The organism is Alkalibacterium gilvum (genome assembly GCF_900109085.1).
GTDB classification, from domain to species: domain Bacteria; phylum Bacillota; class Bacilli; order Lactobacillales; family Carnobacteriaceae_A; genus Alkalibacterium; species Alkalibacterium gilvum.
Genome location: NZ_FNYW01000017.1, coordinates 17,467 through 38,405, shown reverse-complemented (window position 1 = coordinate 38,405; position 20,939 = coordinate 17,467). Strand labels below are relative to the sequence as shown.

Sequence of the window (20,939 nt, the reverse complement as noted above, 5' to 3'; positions counted from 1 at the left end):
TTTAGTAATCGAGTGTTCCTCATTCATCGATCCGCAGTGATGACAAGCCTTCGGCTTGTATGTCAATGTAGCTTGATAAACTAAGTAGTTCGTCTCTTTTATCTTTTCTTCGGGACAAAGATAATTATTTACATCAAAAATAATGTTTTCATCTTTAATATTTAGTGAATTTCGTATAATATGAGAGTGGGTCATGTAGATTCTCCTTTGATTGGTTTTCGTCGACTTAATTATAAGGGAATCTACTGGCCTTTTTCTATTGATATACAAAAAAACGTGCCAGCGAGTTCGTTAGAACTCACCAACACGATTAATTATAGAACCGAAATACTAAAGAGACGGGGACATTTATGTTCCCGTCTCTTTAGTATTATTATGTTATAAAAAAGTAATTTTAATTATTACCAGGATAAGAAGCTATCACATGAAGTGCACCGTTAAATGACCAAGATTCAATTGAGTGCGGAAGGATAAAGTGATCTCCTTTAGATACAGCATAAGATTCATTATTTACATTTAATGTACCTTCGCCGTTTAAAACACTAACAAGTGTATAAGGTCCTTCTTTTTTAAAGAGAGCATGTCCATCAATTTTCCATTCTTTGACAGTGAAAAATGAATTTGAAACGAGTATTGTTTCACTGTGGTTTTCTTTATTAATTGTAGTCATTTCAAGATTTGGATCGGTATGGGGGATCGAAGTTACGGCCACTGAGTCTTCAATATGCAAGTCTCTCGTCTCGCCATTATCTTGAATACGATCATAATCATAAACGCGATAAGTTGTGTCACTTGACTGCTGAGTTTCCAAGATAACTATACCGCCACCGATAGCATGAATGGTTCCACTTGGGACATAGAAGAAGTCACCTGCTTTAACTTCTTTTTTTCTAAGTAACTTATCCCATTGGCCGTTGTTAATTAATTCAACTAATTCTTCTTTACTTTGCGCATGGTGACCATAAACAATCTCTGAACCTTCTTCCGCATCAATGATGTACCAGCACTCTGTTTTCCCTAATTCATTCTCATGCATTTTTCCGTAAACATCATCAGGATGAACTTGCACGGATAAATCTGTCTGTGCATCAATAATTTTTGTGAGTAAAGGAAAAACATCTCCTTCAGCATCTCCAAAAAGCTCTTTATGATTTGCCCATAATTCATCTAATTGTTTTCCTTTATATGGTCCGTTTAAAACAGTACTTGCACCATTCTTGTGTGCACTTATTGCCCATAATTCTCCTGTGTTATCACTTGGAATATCATAATCAAATAAAGGCTTTAATTTTTTTCCGCCCCAGATTTTTTCTTTAAAGACACCCTTTAGAAATAGTGGATGATTCATTTTAAAACTCCTCACTCTTTTTTCTATAGTCTAGCATAAAACAGTGAAATATTCTGGATAAATAGACGAATTTACTATATATTAAAAAGTTATTTAGATTGTTAAAGAATAAAAGTAGCTCAATAATATAAAGTGAACAGTAAAGTCATCGTACTAAATTTTAATTCCTATCCAGGTACACTTGTACTTTTTCCTTTCTTCACTTATAATTTATAAGGATTAGTAACTTTTATGAAAATAAAGAATAAATAGCAAAGAATTTTTAGGGAAAGCAGGTAATCAACTATGGCACAGCTGTATTTTCGATATGGAGCAATGAACAGTGGAAAGTCGATTGAAATATTAAAAGTCGCACACAATTATGAAGAGCAAGAAAAACCCGTGGCCCTATTTACTAGTGCTATAGATGATCGTGATGGGGTAGGTTATATATCTAGCCGTATTGGTTTAAAACGTAAAGCCATACCTGTTGTAGATAACATGGATATTTTTTCTGTGGTTAAAGAGATGTCCACAGAAACGGCCTGTGTATTGATAGATGAAGCCCAATTTTTAAATAAAAAACATGTTAATCAATTAGCGAAAATAGTTGATGAACTATCTATACCTGTGATGGCATTTGGACTAAAGAATGACTTTAGAAATGAATTATTTGAAGGGTCCCAGGAGTTATTACTTTTAGCAGACAAAATTGAAGAAATGAAAACGATATGCTGGTTTTGTCATAAAAAAGCAATCATGAATCTTCGCGTACATGAAGGGAAACCTATATATACAGGTGAACAAATTGCTATTGGCGGTAATGAGTCTTATTATCCAGTCTGTAGAAAACACTATCATAATCCTTTGATAAACTGTAAATAAGAAAGAGGGAATAAAGATGAGTATGTTTGATCGATTAGAAGAAGTAGAAGATCGTTATGATGAGCTGAACGAATTACTCAGTGATCCTCAGGTGATTAGCGATACTGAACGTTTTATGAAATTAAGTAAAGAAGAGGCTGAGTTAAGAGAAACGGTGGCTACATTCAGAAAATATAGAAGTGTCGTTTCTGAGCTAAAAGATACAGAAGAAATGTTGAGTGAATCTCTTGATAGCGAAATGGAAGAACTCGCTAAAGAAGAGCGTGATGAACTATTAGTACAGAAGGAAAAAATGGAAGATGAACTCAAAGTGATGTTGCTTCCTAAAGATGAAAATGATGAACGAAACATTATTATGGAGATTCGTGGTGCGGCAGGTGGAGATGAAGCCCAGCTTTTTGCTAGTGATTTGTTTGAAATGTATCAAAAATATGCAGATGGCCAAGGTTGGAAAACTGAAGTCCTGGATACAAGTCTAGGAAATGCCGGTGGATTTAAAGAATTAACACTTATGATCACAGGCACAAATGTGTATTCAAAATTAAAATATGAAAATGGCGCACATCGTGTGCAGCGCGTTCCCCAAACAGAATCTCAAGGGCGCATTCACACATCTACGGCTACAGTCGTCGTTATGCCTGAAGCAGAGGATGTTGAAATAGATATTGATGAGAATGATATCAGGGTAGATATTTATCATGCCAGTGGAGCAGGCGGACAGCACGTCAACAAGACGGCATCAGCGGTTAGATTAACCCATGAGCCGACAGGTATCGTCGTCGCCATGCAGGATGAACGATCTCAACTTAAAAATAGAGACAAGGCGATGAAAATACTGCGTTCTCGAATTTATGATAAAATCACTCAAGAAGCACAAGCTGAAGTGGATGCAGAAAGAAAATCGGCAGTAGGAACAGGGGACCGTTCTGAGCGGATTCGTACCTATAACTTCCCACAAAGTCGTGTAACTGACCACCGAATCAACCTAACGATACAGAAATTGGACCAGATTTTATCAGGTAAGCTAGATGAAATCATTGAACCTCTTTTAATGTGGGAAACATCTCGAAAAATGGAACAGTTGAAGAATAATGAATACTGAATCATTTAAAGAATCATCAACGTATGCAGAAGTCCTCTCTTGGGCTTCTTCTTTTTTAAAGCAAAAGAAAAAAGATCCGAATATTGCTAAGTGGTTAATGAAAGAACGCTTTTCTCTCTCTCTGACAGATTTTGTTAGTTGCCAGAAAAAAGTAATGGATAAGGAAGGTAAAGCTCACTACATTAGAGATATAAAAGAAGCAGGAAAAGGGAGACCACCGCAACATATAGTTGGTCATGAGTGGTTTTATGATCGGAAGTTCCAAGTGACAGAATCAACTCTTATCCCAAGACCGGAAACGGAAGAATGGTTTTATGACTATATTGAAAGTTTACCGAAACGTCCTTTACGTGTCCTAGATGTAGGAACAGGCTCTGGTGTTCTCGCTATAAGTCATAAACTTGAGCGTCCTAAAGATGAGGTCATAGCTATAGACATTAGCCAACCAGCCCTAGACGTTGCAAAAATAAACGCACAGAAATTAGGCGCTGATATTTCATTTGTCTTGAGTGATATGCTGTCTAATGTATCTGGTGAATTTGATTTGATTCTCTCTAACCCACCTTATATAAGTCAGTCAGAAAGAAGCGTTATGGATGAATCAGTTATTGATTTTGAACCACATATTGCCTTATTCGCAGAGGAAGAAGGTCTTTATTTTTACAAAAAAATAGCAGAACAATCAGTTGGCAGATTAAAAAAAGAAGGACGTATGATTTTGGAAATTGGTTACCAACAAGGTGGATACGTCAAAAAGATATGTCAAAAATATTTTCCAAAAGCTACAGTAACTATATCCAAAGATATTAATAATCATGACAGAACAATACATGTTAAAAATAGGACGAGCAATAAATAGAGGGAGATTAAAATGCAAACAGATTTTCTTGATTCCAACCAGTTAGATCAAGCTTCCAAGTATCTAAAGAATGGTGAAGTTGTTGCTTTTCCAACCGAAACGGTATACGGCTTAGGTGCAGACGCCACGAATGAAAAAGCGGTAAAGAAAATATTCCAAGCAAAAGGCCGTCCAAGCGATAATCCGTTGATTATTCATATATCTTCGGTAGAGCAGTTGGAGCAATATGTACAATCAGTTCCCGATATCGCAAAAACAGTTATTAGTCATTTTTGGCCGGGACCTTGCACGCTTATATTAAATAAAAAAGGACCGATAGCAACATCCGTAACGGGCGGATTGGACACAATAGCAGTAAGAATGCCTGATCATCCCATTGCATTAAAGCTCATTGAAAAATCCGGAGTTCCTTTAGCTGCTCCAAGCGCGAACACGTCAGGAAAACCAAGTCCAACAGATGCTAGCCATGTAAAAAAAGATTTAGATGGCAAGATTAGAGCAATTCTTGATGGTGGTAGAACAGGTATTGGATTGGAATCAACTGTTTTAGATTTAACTGATCCTCATAAACCGACAATACTTCGTCCGGGCGGCGTTACATTTGAAGAATTAGAAGACATTTTGGGAACTGTGTTTGAAAGTAATCCAACACTAAAGGATTCGTCAGCGCCTAAATCACCTGGTATGAAATATAAACATTATTCTCCGGTAAAACCTGTGTGGATATTGCCAACCCAATTAGATTTGGCAAAAGCTATAGTAAACCAATTGGAAAGTGATGGAGAAACTATTGGTTTGCTCACAAGTGATGATTGGCTTGATGAATTAAAAACAGATCAAAGAAAATGTTATTCTTTAGGAAAAAAAGATACACCACAACAAGCAGCTGCTAGATTGTTTTATTCTTTAAGAAAATTAGATGATGAAAAGGTGTCTATGATAATGGTTGAGCCTTATAAAAAGAAAGGCATCGGCGCAGCCTATATGAATCGACTAGAAAAAGCAGCAACGCGTATTTTATGATTTATTAAGATAGCATTTAATTTTTCTGGAAAGTCGGCATGACTTTCTGTACAATAATAAAAGAGATAAAAAGGATATAAAGGAGCCTGATCATGGGAAACTTTCAAGTTATAGATCATCCGCTTATACAGCATAAGTTGACGATTTTGCGAGATAAGAACACAGGAACAAAGTATTTTCGAGAAGTTGTTAATGAAATAGCCCGATTACTGGCATATGAAGTCTCTAGGGAAATGCCTCTGAGAGATATCGAAATTGAGACACCAATCGTTAAAACTGTGCAGAAACAGTTAGCAGGGAAAAAAGTCGTTATTGTTCCTATCTTAAGAGCTGGATTAGGAATGGTAGACGGTATGCTAGATCTTATTCCAGCAGCCAAAGTTGGACATGTAGGCATGTATCGTGATCATGATACAATGGAACCTGTTGAATACTTTATAAAAATGCCTTCTGACTTATCAGAACGTGAACTATTGGTTGTGGATCCCATGTTAGCTACAGGTGGTTCAGCTGTTGCAGCCATCGATGCACTGAAAAAACGTGGCGCGACGAACATTAAATTTGTTTGTTTAGTTGCTGCACCCGAAGGCGTTAAAGTCTTGCAAGATGCTCATCCAGATGTAGGCATCTACACAGCATCTCTAGATGAAAAACTAGACGAAAAAGGATATATCTTACCTGGACTAGGTGATGCCGGGGACCGATTATTCGGTACATTGTAATTTAAACGAAAAGGAAAAGGGCTGAGATTTAAAAAAAGCCCTTTTCTATTTTTTTGCGGTCATTTATTTTTAATTAAATCATTAGAAGCATTATTTCCAAACATCCCGCCGGGGTTGCAATAATAGACAGACGATAGATCTAAATTCATCTTATATAAAAGTTGAATTTTTGCTAAAAAATCTATACTAATTTTAAAAAAGAAAAAAATAGTATCCTGTTAATGTAATATTACCAGCTTTTTTATTACAGTTTATAATAGATATGAATTATTTTTGTAACATGCATAACAAATGAAATATATTAAAGTTTGTGCTACTATAATGACGAAAGGATGAAACGTATGCCACTTGTCGTGATGCAATCTCTAACCAGCCTTGTTTCACATATGTTTTTTGTTTTTATAGCCTTTTGGGCCCTACAAGCATTAAAGACTGATGTATGGATAAAAAAATATCATATTCCGCAAGCCCGAACGTTGTATATTTTAATATCAATAGCCATTGGTTACACTGTAAGTAATTTCTTTATTGATTTTATTCTTTCGATTCAGAACTTATTTTTCTTATTTTAACAATGACAGTACGAGTAATAAATGTTGTTTACTGTCACAAAGATGTTATTAAAGAAGGCAGTTTATATTGTTTCTCTTCTATAAACTTTCTGATATACTATATCAGGTGTGCTTTTAACTACACAGGTACTAACATTAATTTATTACCAATAGCATTTAAATTAGATATAAAATGGAGAATCACTGGAACAGAAAAATGGAGGACATAGAATGGAAAAAATCATAGTAAGCGGAGGAAACCAGCTAAAGGGTTCTGTTGATATAGACGGAGCAAAAAACGCTGCACTTCCGATATTAGCTGCTACAATATTAGCGAGTAAAGGAAAAAATGTTATAGATAATATACCGCTTCTTTCTGATATTCACATCATGAATGAAGTATTAAAGCATTTAAATGTCGACGTTTCACTCGACGAAGAGAATCAAACAATTGAAACAAATGCTGAAAAAAAATTAAACACTGATACACCATTTGATTTCATGAGCAAAATGCGCGCGTCGATTGTTGTTATGGGACCTTTGCTTGCGCGTACGGGTTATGCCAAAGTAGCGCTACCTGGTGGATGTGCAATAGGATCTCGTCCTATTGACTTACACTTAAAGGGATTCGAAGCTATGGGCGTAGATATAAAAGTAGGAAATGGATATATCGAAGCATCTGTTGATCGGCTAAAAGCTGCAAACATTTACTTAGATTTTCCAAGTGTTGGCGCTACTCAAAATATAATGATGGCAGCTACTATGGCTCAAGGGACAAGCGTAATCGAAAATGTAGCTAGAGAGCCTGAAATTGTTGATTTAGCGAACTTTTTAAATAAAATGGGCGCTAAAATTGTTGGAGCTGGCACAGATTCTCTACGTATTAAAGGAGTAGAATCACTTAAAGGTACAGAGCATTCTGTTCTTCCAGATCGCGTTGAGAGTGGAACATTTATGATTGCTGCAGCCATTACCCAAGGCGAGGTCTTAATAAAAAATGCTGTAAGTGATCATAATAAACCTTTGATTTCAAAGCTAAGAGAAATGGGGACCACGTTTGTAGAATCGTCAGAAGGGCTTAAAGTTATTGGCCCAGAAAAACTAATTCCGACAGACGTTAAAACACAACCTTATCCTGGTTATCCAACAGATCTTCAAGCACCTATGACGATTGCTCAGTTAACCGCAAAAGGCACCAGTATTATGAGAGAAACCGTATTTGAAAATCGTTTCATGCACATGGAAGAGTTGCGTAAAATGAATGCGTCCTTCCAGATTGATGGTCAGAGCCTTATTATTCAAGGCGGCGTGAACCTCCAAGGTGCTGAAGTCGCTTCGACAGATTTACGCGCGGCAGCTTCTCTAATATTGGCGGGGCTAATATCTGAAGGTTATACTCAGGTCACTCAACTTCATCATTTAGATAGGGGTTACTCTAAATTCCATCTTAAATTAAAAGAGTTAGGTGCGGATATTGAGCGAATTGGTGAAGACACAAAGAAAACAAGCGAAAATAAAATAGTTTCTGCTTAATTAGTAAAAAATAAAGAGAACGGAAATAGAAGCTTGCCTTCATATACCGTTCTCTTTTCTTTATCACTGATAGTACTAAATTAAAAGTTAATTAAGTGTTGCTCTTTTTTCTAATCTTAAGTATCATTAGTAGAGAAAAACAATTTTTAATATGTATCTTGAAATAATAAAAGTTAATGAATAGGTGAGAGGAGAAACACGATGGCTAGAGATATTGGCATCGACTTGGGAACAGCAAATGTACTCGTGCATGTAAAAGGAAAGGGTATCGTTTTAAATGAACCTTCTGTCGTAGCTTTAGACACTAAATCAAATGAAGTCCTAGCAGTAGGTGAAGATGCTTACATGATGGTTGGACGAACACCTGGAAATATTAAAGCAATTCGTCCGCTCCAAGGTGGCGTTATAGCAGATTTTGATATAACTGAAGCTATGTTGACGTATTTCATTGATAAACTAAATGTAAAAGGTTTTTTATCTAAACCAAATATTCTAATTTGCTGTCCAACAAATATTACAGCAATCGAACAGAAAGCAATCATAGAAGTAGCTGAGAAAAGTGGCGGGAAAAATATTTTTCTTGAAGAGGAACCCAAAGTTGCTGCGATCGGTGCAGGTATGGATATTTTTCAGCCAAGCGGTAATATGGTTATAGATATTGGTGGAGGTACGAGTGATATCGCTGTCTTATCTATGGGTGGTGTCGTTACAAGCCGTTCTATAAAGATTGCTGGAGATACATTAGATAATGATATAACCCAGTATGTTAAGAAGAAACATAAATTGCTTATTGGAGAAAGAACAGCTGAAACAATAAAAAAAGAGATTGGTGTTATGTATGATCACAATCGCAATGATGAGATGGACGTTAGAGGACGAGACATGGTCACAGGTCTTCCGCGTACTATCACTATAACCTCATTAGAGGTACTGGAAGCAACCAAGGAGTCAATGGTTATTGTCGTTGAACAAGCAAAAGCTGTTTTAGAGCAAACACCTCCCGAGTTATCTGCAGATATCATTGACCGTGGTATCATATTAACAGGTGGGGGCGCATTACTTGATGGGATAGAGTTATTATTTGCTGAAGAATTGAAAGTTCCTGTTTTCAAAGCAGAAAACCCACTGGATTCTGTTGCGTTAGGTACAGGCATTCTTCTTGAAAATTTAAAAAATCGAAAAAGATAGGATTTAATAACAGTCAGAAAATAAAACGAGGTGAATCCTGATGACGTGGAAAACAATTGCAAAAGACATTCTTATATATATCTTGAAGGTTCTTGTCGTCATTCTGTTGGTTGCTTTGGCATTTATAATAGGAACCATGATTGGGTACAGTGTCATTGGTGAAGCCGGAGATCCGATGGATGTATTTAATCCTGAAATATGGCAGAATATTTTAAATTATATCTTTTAAACAATATAAAAAAGGACATTTTGCAAAGAAATATTAAATTATTTGCAAAATGTCCTTTTTTTTCGTGAGATTTTTTTTCTTTTCACAATATTAATACTAGGGGGAAGAGAAGACGCTTTCCTACTATATGTGAAAAGAGGAATAAAATGAATACAGTAGCGTTTGTCGGAAGAATAGTTAAAGAAGTTGAGTTAAGAAACGTGGGTGAAGATAGACTCGTAACGAATAATGTTCTAGCAGTAAGGAAAACATTCAAAAAAGACGGGAGCTCAGATGCAGACTTTATTCCGTTTGTCGTTTGGGGTAAAAAAGCAGAAATTTTAGAAAAATTTTGTAACAAGGGTGATCTTATCGCACTAAATGGAAAAATGCAGTCTCGAACATATCAGACAAATGATAAGGATACAAAGTATGTTGTTGAAATGCTCGTTGAAGATATTGAGTTTATTCAAAAAAAATCAAAAAACTAAAAAAAGGTAAACTTAATAAATAAATTAGTGCAGAGTATGATGACTAGCTTCTAAACGGTAGCTGAATCTTGCTCTGCTCTATTCAATTTACTGTCACAAATACGCTAATTTCTAAGTTTCGTGCATTGATTTACACAAAAAATTCAACTATGGTATGTATAATAAGATTGAATCAAAGAAGAGAGAAGGAAAATTATGCATATTTTAATGATTGAAGATAATGAATCCGTATGTGAAATGATTGAAATGTTTTTCCTGAAAGAAGAATGGGAAGCCAAATTTTTTCATAATGGTAAAGAAGGATTAAATAAATACCTGGAATCACCCAATACGTTTGATTTAATTATCTTAGATATTATGCTGCCTGAAATGGACGGTATAACTATTTGTAAAGAAATTAGAAAAGTATCAAAAACAGTCCCCATTATTATGTTAACAGCGAAAGACTCTGAAAGCGACGAAGTGATTGGTCTTGAAATTGGTGCAGATGACTATGTTACTAAACCTTTCAGTCCGCTTACGCTTGTTGCTCGAATAAAATCTCTTTTAAGAAGAGTGAATCACAAAGAGACCATCGATATTGATGAAATAACTTATGATATTGAAACAGAGCATTTAAAAATGGACCGTACTACTCGGGAAGTTAGTTTATATAATCAGTCGCTTAATAATTTAACACCAAAGGAATTCGATTTGCTTTTCACACTAGCAGATAGTCCAAGACGAGTTTTTTCAAGAGAACAACTTCTGCAATTGGTATGGGACTATGAATACTTCGGAGATGAGCGTACAGTTGATGCGCATATTAAAAAATTACGACAGAAAGTTTCTGCTAATGGACCACAAGTCATTAAAACCGTTTGGGGAGTAGGTTACAAGTTCGATGATACCGAAGCGATTAACTAAGATGAAGCTACCCTTAACCAAAATGAAGCTTCCTTACTTTTTTCAACAGTTTCTGGGTTTTTTAGCTGTAATTATTCTTCTGATGACCATAACTATTATTTCTTTAGTCCTTTTTGGTCGAAGAACAGCCTTGAATGATACAGAAAATCGTTTATTTAGTTATGCTGAATCTGTCATTAATGAAGATATAAATCCAACACAATTAGACACGATTCGTCAGGTGCTGGCTGAACAGGAAGTTTCTTTTTTCGTATTTAATAAAAACGGAACGATATTATATCCAAATTTGCCAAATAATTTTCGAGCAAATATTGACGATGAGCAACTTAATCAACTCGAATCAGGCGAACGTATCTCTTTAACGACCCACAGCGAAGATTTGTTAGGTAATCCCAGTGAAACAACACTCGTATATTTGCCTTATTTCAATGAAAATAATCAAGATTTCGCGGGATTTATAACTGTCACTGCTCCAGTAAGTCATATTAATCGCCAGATGGAAGAATTAAAGGGCGACTTATTCAGTGCCTTCTTGATTTCTGCCATGGCAGCCATACTGTTAAGTGTGATATTTGCTCACTATCAAGTGAAGCGCGTTAATCGTTTACGAAAAGCTGCTCATAAAGTTGCGGGTGGCGAGTATACGATCCAACTTGAACATAGTGAACGTGATGAAATAGATTTTCTGACTAGAGATTTTAACCGTATGGTAGTTGCCTTGAAGGAATCTCAAGATGAGGTCCTGAATCAAGAGGAGCGAAGGAAAAGTTTTATGCAGGATGCTGCACACGAAATGCGGACGCCATTGACTACAATTAATGGACTGCTTGAAGGTTTAGAACATGATGTTATTCCTGAAAGTCAACGCTTAAGAAGTATAAAACTTATGAGGAAAGAAACAAGACGACTGATACGATTAGTTAGTGAGAATATGGACTATGAAAATATTCGCTCTAATCGGATTATCTTGAGTAAGCATCGTATTCCACTTACTGAAATAGTCGAAGAGATAAGTGAACAGATGAAAGAGATTATTAAAGACTCCTCCAATGAATTGGTTATTGGTGATATGGAACATTTGCATGTCTACGCAGATTATGATCGTTTGAAACAAATATTAGTTAATTTAATTAAAAACGCTATTCAATTTACTGAAAATGGCACGATAACAATAGCGAGTAAAAAAGTTAAAAATGGAACAGAAATTACCATTAGCGATACTGGAATCGGAATGACAGAGTTTCAAATAGGTAATATCTGGGAAAGATACTATAAAGCAGATTTATCTCGTACGAAAACAAAATTTGGGGAATCTGGCCTCGGTCTAGCTATTGTCCAGCAATTAGTACAACTTCATAATGCAAATATCTATGTCGAAAGCAAGGTCAACGAAGGAACAATATTTACCATTATTTTTCCTGATAAGGAGTAAAAAGAGCCGATGTTTTAAGAAAAATTAAAACATCGGCTCTTTTCGTAGATTCTTTTGTATTGATTAATTCTTATCATTTGCATTATAATGGAGTCTAGTTTCAGGAGTTTCAAAACGTATCAACTGAATAATTACTAAAAATACAAAAAAAGAAGGACTTGTTATGTTTAAAAAGAAACAAATTTTCAATAGAAGGAATATGCTATTTGGAGTAGTCAGTATATTTTTATGGCTGAAAACATATGCAGCTTACTGGATTGAGTTTGACTTAGGTGTTTCGGGCGTTGTTCAAAACTTCCTATTATTTATTAATCCATTGGCAATCATCCTCATACTATTTTCTATTTCACTTTATTTTAAAAAGCCAAAGACATCATTCTTTGTTTTATTAGGGTTCCTATTTGCGGCAACATTGTTACTTTACGCGAATGTCCTTTATTACAGGGAGTTTTCAGATTTCTTAACAACAAATATCTTAGTTGGATCAAATAACGTATCAAAAGGAGTCATTGCGTCTACATTTGCGATGATGCGACCTTGGGATTTTATTTATTGGTTTGATATTGTTCTTTTAGTTGCGGTTTATATACGCAAACGTAAAAGTGTTTTGAAATTGTATCAAAAACCAGTAAAAAAACGTGAAATTTTTGCTGTAACAGCTTTAGGTCTATCACTTTTCGTAGGAAACTTAACTTTGGCAGAAATTGATCGTCCACAATTGTTAACACGAACTTTTGATAGAAATTATATTGTTAAGTATATGGGGTTGAATTTCTTTTCTGGTTATGATCTTTTTCAAACAGCACAAAATAGCCAAATTAGAGCAAGTGCGGATGAAACACAGTTAAATGATATTATTGACTTTACGAGAGATAATTATAAAGAGCCTAATCCAGAATATTTTGGCGCTGCCAAGGATAAGAACGTCATTGTTATTGCGATGGAAAGTGTCCAGCAGTTTGTCATCAACTATGAATTGGAAGATGAAAATGGCGTTAAACACGAAGTCATGCCGTTTGTAAATAGTCTATATAACAATGAAGACTCATACAGTTTCAGTAACTTTTTCCATCAGACTGGCCAGGGTAAATCAAGTGATGCGGAAGTTTTAGCAGAAACATCACTCTATGGCTTATCCGAAGGTAGCGCGTTCCAAACGCTTGGGTCAACCAATTCATTCCATGCAGCACCAGCTATTTTAGAACAAAAAGGTAATTATACATCCGCTGCGTTTCATGGAAATGTCGGGTCATTCTGGAATAGAACCGACACGTATCGTAACTTTGGTTATGACTACTTCTTTGATTCAGCCTTTTATAATGTGTCTGGGGACCGTTCATTAGAGTACGGCCTGAAAGATAAATTGTTTTTCAAAGATTCTGTTGAGTATATTGAGAAGTTACCCCAACCTTTCTATACTAAATTTGTGACAGTTACGAACCACTTCCCTTATCCTTTAGATGAAAAGAATCAAGGGTTCCCACTTGCACAAACATCAGATGACACAATAAATCAGTATTTTGCTACTGCTAACTACTTGGACCAGGCAATTGAAGAGTTCTTTAACTATCTAAAAAATAGTGGTCTTTACGAAGATTCCATCGTTGTGCTTTATGGTGATCATTATGGTATTTCCAACATGCGTAATCCTCGTTTAGCCGAACTGGTTGGTAAAGAGGAAGGCGACTGGAATGAGTATGATGATGCACAAATGCAGAGAGTCCCTCTGATCATGCACGTACCAGGTGCTGGAAATGGTAAAGAATTTGAAACCTTTAGTGGGCAAGTAGACATGTTACCGACACTTCTACATTTGTTAGGAATGGAGACAGACGAGTTCTTATTCATGGGGCAAGATTTATTATCAGGAAATCATGATAATACAGTTCCTCTTAGAAATGGACGCGTCATGACAGAAGATTACACATTTATTGGTCAAACGATTTATGATAAAGAAGGTACAGATATCACAGACACACTATCCGAAAAAGAGATTGAGGAACTTCATGATATTCGAGATAGGGCCAGAGAAGAATTGAGTCATTCTAATCAAATGATGATGCTTGATTTACTCCGCTTTTACACACCATCGACTATTCAAGGGTTTGAACCTAACGATTATATTTACGCTGATCAGTTGGATAGCTTGAATGCGGAAGATGGTGAGACGTTATTAAAACAAAGAGATGGCCTATCGAGTGAAACACTCTACGAATCAGATGCACCCGAATTAATTGATGAAATGAATTACAACGAATTTCTTGAAACGCTCGATCCTGAAACAAAACCAAATTTTGACAAGTTGAATTAAATGTAAAAGTGGACGTTAAGTTAGTTAACGTCTGCTTTTTCATTTTTTAAGTTCTGTGTGTATCTAGTATTTATGATATACTTATTATGAAAATTAAAAGTGTAAAACTAAAAAGGAGTACGTTATGAACGTTTTAAAAATCAAAGAATTAGCAACAAATCGGATTAAAAAAGGCTTTCCACTTCTTCTCGAATTGGATTTTGTGAATAAAGATTACCTCGTTGAAGGTGAGTTTGTTAAGTTAGTTGATAGGCATAACAGATTTGTTGCCTATGGTTATATTGGTAGAGAAAGAAAAACGATTGGATATGTCCTATCTTTAAATGAATCGATTCAAATAGATGAAAGCTTTTTCACTCAATTATTTAAAGCAGCATATGACAGAAGAACAGCATTTTACGCTGATGATCAAACAACAGCCTTTCGTTTCTTTAATGGAGAAGGAGACGGCGCTGGAGGGTTAACCATCGATTATTACGAAGGTTATTATGTATTCTCTTGGTATAGTGATGGAATATATCAGCAAAAAGATATGCTTGTAGAAGCGTTTAAAAAAGCAGTCCCTGAATTTAAGGGTATTTATGAAAAATGTCGTTATCCAAAAGCGCCTCACAAAAGTCGATTCATTGGAGGCGACAAAGCTTCGGAACCTCTTGTGGTGAAAGAAAACGGGATTCATTATAATATCTATCTTGATGAAGGTTGGATGACAGGATTATTTCTTGACCAACGAAATGTAAGAAGAAAAATAATGGAAAAATGGGGCTTAGGAAAAACGGTTCTTAACGCCTTCAGTTATACAGGTGCTTTTTCTGTTGCTGCAGCTATGGGTGGCGCAATTAAAACGGTGAATGTTGATGTTGCAAACCGGAGTAAAGAACGGACTAAGGAACAGTTTGATGTGAATGGATTAGATAGTAATCAACATGAGATACGTGTAATGGATGTCTTCTCATATTTGGATTATGCTAAGAAACACCGATTAACATTTGATTTAATTGTTCTAGATCCTCCAACATTTGCTCGAACTAAAAAGAGAACATTCAGTGTTGATAAAGACTACACTGAATTAGTCAAAGAAGCGATTCATATTCTTGCGCCGGGTGGATTAATCATTACTTCCACTAATGCATGGAATGTAACAAGGGATGATTTCTTTGACAGCGTTAATCAGGCCTTTTCAGGATTGAATGTGGATGCGTATCTTTTAGAAGAGTTTCATTTGCCAGAGGATTTCCCAGTAGATAAACAACATCCAGAATCAGATTATTTAAAGGTGTTTGCTTTAGAAAAAGCGAAGAAATAATAAAAAAGAGAAGCAGCTTTTAAACTGCTTCTTTTTTTGTTTGAGTTATGATTAATTAGTGAAAAAATGGCGAAGATTTATAAAACAAGATTTAAAGTTTATTATCTATGATAAAATAGAGAGATAGGTACTGGTAAAGAAAGGACGAAGAAATATGACTGCATATATATCTGTAAAAGATGAAATAAAACGTTATACATCAGGAGAAACAGTCGTTGTTGCGAATGATGGAATAACGTTCGATATAGAGAAAAATGAATTTGCTGTAATTGTGGGCCCTAGTGGAGCAGGAAAAACAACTGTTTTAAATATATTAGGAGGAATGGATTCGGCTGATGAAGGAAATGTGATTATTGACGGGACGAATATAGTTGGCTTCAAAGAAGAGCAGCTTACTGAATATCGCCGCAAGGATGTTGGCTTTATATTCCAGAACTATAACCTTATTCCCAACTTAACAGCCAAAGAGAATGTCGAATTGGCTGCTGAAATTTCTCCAAATGCTTTGGATGCTGAAGATATTCTTATTAGCGTGGGACTAGAAGATAGAATGAATAATTTTCCAGCGCAATTATCAGGTGGGGAACAGCAGCGTGTAGCTATTGCTCGTGCCTTGGCTAAGCAGCCTAAATTATTACTTTGTGACGAGCCCACGGGAGCTTTAGACTTTGAAACAGGTAAAAAGGTTTTAGATTTATTGAGTCGTTCGAAAGAAGAATTTGGGGCTACCGTCGTTGTGATTACACACAACCGTGCAATCGCTCCAATGGCTGACCGTGTAATAGATATAAAAAACGCCAAAGTAAAAGAGATAACATTGAATGACAAACCACAATCAGTTGACTCGATTGAATGGTAGAATGTAGAGAAAATGAGGGTGTGAAATGAAGAAAAGCGCATTATGGAAAGACACATTTAGAGAAATCATGCGAAGTAAGACCCGCTTTCTGTCTATTTTTGCCATTATTTTAATTGGGGTTGCTTTTTATGCTGGTTTAAGCGCGACAGGTCCAGTTATGATCGATACAGCAGATTCATATTATGATGAGCAAAACTTAAGTGATTTGCATGTCTTTTCAACTATGGGATTGGCAGACGAGGATAAGAAACTTCTTGAATCGGTTGAGAATGCAGATATTAATTATCTTTATAGTAAAGATGTTATTTTCAACAAAACAGGTTTAACTTCAAAGGTATATAGTTGGAATGAAAACCGAGAAAATATTAATGATTTTAAAATTATTGAAGGACGACTGCCTAAAAGTACTGATGAAATCGCTCTAGATCAGACAAGCAGTTATGCTAATAAATATTCTATTGGCGATGAAGTTAAAATAAATGAAGAAAGTTCAGATAGTCAAGACAACACATTTAAGCAAGATACTTTCAAAGTTGTAGGTTTTGTTAAAAGTCCTTTATTTATCGAACGTTCGAGTCGCGGAAATACAACAATCGGAAATGGTAATTTAGATGGCTTTTCTGTAGTATCTTCTGACGTTTTTGATATGGAGGTTTATACTGACGCCTATGTTCTGTTTGATCAATCGAATCAGTATGAATCCTATTCTGATGATTACCAATCGTTTATAAAAGAAAAAACAAATGATGTTGAAGACGTGTTTTCTAGCCGTCCCGAAGAAAGATATGAAAAGCTGTACGATGAAATTGAAAAGGAAATAGATGATGGGTATGCAGAAATTGAAGAGGCAAAGCAAGACCTTGAAGAAGGTCGACAGGAACTAAACGATTCACGTAAAGAGATTGATGAAGGTTACGCGGATTATGAAACCGGGAAGGACGAGCTCCAGACAGAAGAAGCGAATGCCCGTGCTGAAATCGAAAGTGAACGAGAAAATTTAAATCAAGCATTAAATGAAATACAAGGAAATAAAAATCAACTTAAAGAAGCGCAGAGGGAGAATTCAGCTGCATATGAACAACTATTGGTTCAAGAACAACAGGTTTTAGCAGGACTTGAAGAAGTTCAACAAGCAGAAAATCAACTTGAACAAAGACTTGCAACGTCAAGAGAAGAACTTGAGCAAGCACGAATAGAACTTGACGACGCTGAAGCAGAATATCAAGAGGGCCTAGCGGAATTTGAAGAAAAAGAAGCGAAAGCAAACAAAGAAATTGATGAAGCACAGATTGATCTAAAGGAAGCCGAAGAGCAGTTAGCTGATTTGGAAGAACCGGAATATTTTGTCAAAGACAGAACTTCTTTTGCAGGCTATGAGGAATTTAGCGAAAATGCTGACCGTATTAGCGCTATAGCAAGAATTTTCCCAGTCTTTTTCTTTATGCTAGCGGCCCTCATTTCATTGACAACGATGACTCGTATGGTCGATGAAGGCAGAAATCAGATCGGTACGCTTAAAGCTTTAGGGTATGGGAATATGTCGATTGCTGCTAAATATTTCGTCTATGCATTTATTGCGACATTATTTGGTAGTTTATTGGGCTTATTCTTAGGTTATTGGTTATTCCCAAGTGTTATTCTTGATGCGTACAGCTCACTCTATAACTTGCCTTCAGCTGAGACGCATTTTTATTGGAACTATGCTACCATTTCAATGATAGCTGCTTTACTAGCTACAGGTTTATCAACCTTAGTATCTGTAAGATTATCCTTACGCAGTAATGCGGCAACCTTACTAAGGCCCAAAGCGCCTAAAAAAGGGAAGCGTATCTTCTTGGAACGCATTCCGTTTATTTGGAAACGATTCTCATTTATTCAAAAAGTTTCTTCAAGGAACTTATTTAGATATAAACGTCGAATGTTGATGACGTTATTTGGAGTGGCTGGAGGAACAGCTTTACTTCTTACTGGGTTTGGTCTTTCGGATTCAATAGCCGATATTACTGATGTACAATTCGGCGAAATCAATCTTTATCAGGCCATTGTGACTGAGGATTCTGATGCAAATAAAGAAGAGCAAGAGTTTATTGCCGAGACACTTAATGAGGTCGATGGTTTTGAAAAGCAACTACAGTCACTACAAGAAAGTATCACGGTAGATAAAGGGAGCGAAACGCGTGATGCGACACTCCTTGTTCCCGATGATGAAACAGTATTCCAAGACTTTGTCGTTTTAAGAGATCGGGATGATCAAACATCTAAATATAAGTTGTCAGATGAGGGAGCAATTATCACTGATAAACTTGCTGATTTACTGGAAGTAACTACCGGTGATACGATAGAAATGGAATGGGATGAAGGAAAAACTAGCGAAATAAAAATTGCTGGTATCTCTGAACAATATGTCGAACACTTTATATACATGTCAAAAGACTATTATAACCAAGTAGTTAAAGATGATATTGCATATAATACGAGTTTGTTGAAATATGAAGACGCCGTCAGTGAAGATGAGTTAGGCGAAAAATTAACAGAAGAAGAGGGAGTGCTGGGGATAACGTTTGTTTCTTCTATAAAAGAAGAATTCCAGAATTCGATGGACAGTTTGAATGTTGTTACTGTAGTTTTAATTATATCAGCTGCATCACTCGCCTTTGTCGTTTTGTATAACCTTACAAATATAAATGTATCTGAACGAATCAGAGAATTATCCACAATTAAAGTTCTTGGTTTTTATGATAAAGAAGTAACCATGTATGTATACCGTGAAAACTTTGTCTTGACAATCATGGGTATTGTTGTAGGTTTTGTACTGGGTATCTTTATGCATCAATTTGTTTTACAAACGGCAGAACTTGATGTCATGCGCTTCATTAATCAAATTGCCTGGTCCAGTTACCTCTATTCATTCCTGTTGATGTTCTTCTTTAGCAGTTTAGTAATGCTAGTGATGCATTTTAAATTAAAAAATGTGGATATGGTAGAAGCGTTGAAAACACAAGATTAGTAAGAGTATTTAAGCTGTTAAACTAAATAAGGAGAGAGTATGATGGATGGTTTCAAAGAAGCACAATCGCTTGAAGAGTTACAGACGTTCGTTAAGGAAAAAGATCTAGCATTGTTATATCTTTATGGCAATAACTGTTCTGTGTGCCATGCTGTTCTGCCACAGATAAAACCGATTATTGAAAGCTATCCTGAAATTGAGTCTATGCAAGCAGACGTGCAGAAGCTCCAAAGTATCGCAGGGGAATATACAGTATTCACTATTCCTGTCGTATTACTTTTTGTGAATGGACAAGAAGTGATGCGCTTTGCAAGATTTATTGAAAGAAATAAAGTAAACGAACAATTAAAAAAAATAACAGATGCTTTGAAAGCTTAAAGCTTGAACTCCCTTTAGAACATAAGAACGAATGGTTATTCTTCAAGCCATTTGGCAGTCTTGACGTTCGGAGGGAGTTTTTGCTTGCTTTTTAAAAGAATGTTAATAGACTATATCTATTTAGATGTGAATGAATGTGTTAAAATAAATATGAATAAGATTAAATAAAAAAATAAACAATTAAAAAATAGTATATTGAAAGATTAACTGTTATAAGGAGGATAAATCCTGAGTTATAAAAAGAAAACATCTTTACCTGTTTTGAAATTACTGATTATTTTAATGCTAACGTTCTTTGGGACGCTTTATTTGCTTAGTCAAACCGTTGAAGAGGAAGTAGAAGTAAACGTTCAAGAAGAATGGACAAAGGATGAGTTTATTGACGAGGTTGCAAGCTATGCTGTCCCTTTGCGGTCAACTCATGGTATAAGACCAAGCGTGACGATTGCTCAAGCCATATTGGAATCAAACTGGGGTGAGAGTCGTTTATCTCGTCAAGAGAATAATTTTTTTGGCATAAAAGGGCAGTCGAGTGAAACAGCTTATGCGACACGTGAATATGATGAAGAATGGGAAGAGGTCATGGCCTCTTTTAGAAGTTATCCATCGCTAGAAGCCTCAGTGGAAGATTATGCCGATTTAATTAAAAATGGAACGAATTGGGATCCGAAACTTTACGAAGACGTTCAAAAAGCGTCCACCTATCAAGGAGCTGCTCAGGCACTCTATACTGCAGGGTATGCGACCGACCCATCATATCCTGAAAAAGTAATTACTATTATCGAAACATACGATTTAAATCGTTTTGATGAAAAAAGTAAATGAAGAGTTAAGAATAAATAAGGTGATAA

At 35.8% G+C, this 20,939-nt stretch carries 19 protein-coding genes and 1 pseudogene; 18 read left to right on the top strand and 2 right to left on the bottom strand.

Going from position 1 to position 20,939, the window contains the following annotated elements:
• A pseudogene (locus tag BMX83_RS05730) lies at positions 1-195 on the bottom strand (hypothetical protein); the annotation flags it as partial.
• Positions 196-394: 199 nt separating this feature from the next.
• On the bottom strand, positions 395-1,348 hold the full coding sequence (gene manA, locus BMX83_RS05725; protein ID WP_091634574.1) for a mannose-6-phosphate isomerase, class I: 954 nt from the start codon (positions 1,346-1,348) through the stop codon (positions 395-397).
• Between the two features lie 285 nt (positions 1,349-1,633).
• Between manA and BMX83_RS05720 the strand changes: the two genes are divergently transcribed.
• The 18 genes from BMX83_RS05720 (at position 1,634) to BMX83_RS05635 (ending at position 20,913) form a co-directional block, all read left to right on the top strand.
• On the top strand, positions 1,634-2,212 hold the full coding sequence (locus tag BMX83_RS05720; protein ID WP_091634572.1) for a thymidine kinase: 579 nt from the start codon (positions 1,634-1,636) through the stop codon (positions 2,210-2,212).
• A 22-nt stretch (positions 2,213-2,234) separates the two neighbouring features.
• Positions 2,235-3,314 carry a peptide chain release factor 1 gene (prfA, locus tag BMX83_RS05715; protein ID WP_091634582.1) on the top strand — a complete coding sequence of 360 codons (1,080 nt, stop codon included), beginning with the start codon at positions 2,235-2,237 and terminating at the stop codon, positions 3,312-3,314.
• Positions 3,304-4,173: a peptide chain release factor N(5)-glutamine methyltransferase gene (gene prmC, locus BMX83_RS05710; protein WP_091634569.1), complete on the top strand. Its 870-nt coding sequence runs from the start codon at positions 3,304-3,306 to the stop codon at positions 4,171-4,173. Before prfA ends, prmC begins: the two co-directional genes overlap by 11 nt.
• Before the next feature lie 12 nt (positions 4,174-4,185).
• Complete coding sequence (locus tag BMX83_RS05705; RefSeq protein ID WP_091634567.1) at positions 4,186-5,196, top strand: L-threonylcarbamoyladenylate synthase; 1,011 nt, start codon at positions 4,186-4,188, stop codon at positions 5,194-5,196.
• A gap of 92 nt (positions 5,197-5,288) precedes the next feature.
• Positions 5,289-5,918, top strand: a complete 630-nt coding sequence (gene upp, locus BMX83_RS05700; protein WP_091634565.1) for a uracil phosphoribosyltransferase — start codon at positions 5,289-5,291, stop codon at positions 5,916-5,918.
• Between the two features lie 341 nt (positions 5,919-6,259).
• The gene (locus tag BMX83_RS05695) at positions 6,260-6,490 is read left to right on the top strand and encodes a DUF1146 family protein (protein WP_091634563.1); all 231 of its coding nucleotides are present in this window, start codon (positions 6,260-6,262) and stop codon (positions 6,488-6,490) included.
• Between the two features lie 210 nt (positions 6,491-6,700).
• Positions 6,701-8,002, top strand: a complete 1,302-nt coding sequence (gene murA / locus BMX83_RS05690) for a UDP-N-acetylglucosamine 1-carboxyvinyltransferase (RefSeq protein WP_091634560.1) — start codon at positions 6,701-6,703, stop codon at positions 8,000-8,002.
• Between the two features lie 201 nt (positions 8,003-8,203).
• Positions 8,204-9,190 carry a rod shape-determining protein MreB gene (gene mreB / locus BMX83_RS05685; RefSeq protein WP_091634557.1) on the top strand — a complete coding sequence of 329 codons (987 nt, stop codon included), beginning with the start codon at positions 8,204-8,206 and terminating at the stop codon, positions 9,188-9,190.
• A gap of 40 nt (positions 9,191-9,230) precedes the next feature.
• Positions 9,231-9,419 (top strand): DNA-directed RNA polymerase subunit beta, encoded by a 189-nt coding sequence (locus BMX83_RS05680; protein ID WP_091634555.1) that lies wholly within the window; start codon positions 9,231-9,233, stop codon positions 9,417-9,419.
• 146 nt (positions 9,420-9,565) lie between these two features.
• On the top strand, positions 9,566-9,889 hold the full coding sequence (locus BMX83_RS05675; RefSeq protein ID WP_091634552.1) for a single-stranded DNA-binding protein: 324 nt from the start codon (positions 9,566-9,568) through the stop codon (positions 9,887-9,889).
• Between the two features lie 195 nt (positions 9,890-10,084).
• A complete protein-coding gene (locus BMX83_RS05670; protein WP_091634549.1) occupies positions 10,085-10,795 on the top strand; it encodes a response regulator transcription factor in 711 nt (236 codons plus the stop codon).
• Positions 10,773-12,227 carry a sensor histidine kinase gene (locus BMX83_RS05665; protein ID WP_245746638.1) on the top strand — a complete coding sequence of 485 codons (1,455 nt, stop codon included), beginning with the start codon at positions 10,773-10,775 and terminating at the stop codon, positions 12,225-12,227. Before BMX83_RS05670 ends, BMX83_RS05665 begins: the two co-directional genes overlap by 23 nt.
• Positions 12,228-12,390: 163 nt before the next feature.
• Positions 12,391-14,538 (top strand): LTA synthase family protein, encoded by a 2,148-nt coding sequence (locus BMX83_RS05660; RefSeq protein WP_091634546.1) that lies wholly within the window; start codon positions 12,391-12,393, stop codon positions 14,536-14,538.
• A 124-nt stretch (positions 14,539-14,662) separates the two neighbouring features.
• Positions 14,663-15,844, top strand: a complete 1,182-nt coding sequence (locus BMX83_RS05655) for a class I SAM-dependent rRNA methyltransferase (RefSeq protein ID WP_091634544.1) — start codon at positions 14,663-14,665, stop codon at positions 15,842-15,844.
• 154 nt (positions 15,845-15,998) lie between these two features.
• Positions 15,999-16,703 (top strand): ABC transporter ATP-binding protein, encoded by a 705-nt coding sequence (locus BMX83_RS05650; RefSeq protein WP_091634541.1) that lies wholly within the window; start codon positions 15,999-16,001, stop codon positions 16,701-16,703.
• 25 nt (positions 16,704-16,728) lie between these two features.
• The gene (locus tag BMX83_RS05645; protein WP_091634539.1) at positions 16,729-19,710 is read left to right on the top strand and encodes an ABC transporter permease; all 2,982 of its coding nucleotides are present in this window, start codon (positions 16,729-16,731) and stop codon (positions 19,708-19,710) included.
• A 42-nt stretch (positions 19,711-19,752) separates the two neighbouring features.
• On the top strand, positions 19,753-20,088 hold the full coding sequence (locus BMX83_RS05640; protein WP_177170514.1) for a thioredoxin family protein: 336 nt from the start codon (positions 19,753-19,755) through the stop codon (positions 20,086-20,088).
• A gap of 309 nt (positions 20,089-20,397) precedes the next feature.
• The gene (locus BMX83_RS05635) at positions 20,398-20,913 is read left to right on the top strand and encodes a glycoside hydrolase family 73 protein (protein WP_177170513.1); all 516 of its coding nucleotides are present in this window, start codon (positions 20,398-20,400) and stop codon (positions 20,911-20,913) included.
• Positions 20,914-20,939: the final 26 nt, after the last annotated feature.